This is a genomic window from Psychrobacter sp. W2-37-MNA-CIBAN-0211, from assembly GCF_040309405.1.
GTDB lineage: Bacteria > Pseudomonadota > Gammaproteobacteria > Pseudomonadales > Moraxellaceae > Psychrobacter > Psychrobacter glaciei.
Genome location: NZ_JBEOOU010000420.1, coordinates 1 through 251, shown reverse-complemented (window position 1 = coordinate 251; position 251 = coordinate 1). Strand labels below are relative to the sequence as shown.

Genomic DNA, 251 nt, shown 5'->3' with positions numbered 1-251 from the left:
CAGCAACGGCTGCGGTCGAGGTGACATCAGTTTGCTCATAACGAAGTCCGAAATGCACGTCATATGGCATGCCGGCAATTTCATTATCGTAGTTGTACTGTACATAAACGGCTTGTGATTCCTCTTCAGTGTAACGGTCTGTTTCAGCTGCATAGTTTGTTGAAGGGCAGAAGCCATTACCACAATCACCGCTTACTGCAGAAGCATAGTTTGCTGCTGCAAAATCACGTACTGACGCAAAGTCCCACATG

Annotated in this window: 1 protein-coding gene; it reads right to left on the bottom strand. The window is 47.0% G+C overall.

The annotated features are described in order from the left end of the window. Nucleotides 1-251: hypothetical protein (locus AAEY72_RS15720; RefSeq protein WP_352311562.1), on the bottom strand; the 251-nt coding region annotated here is incomplete at both ends.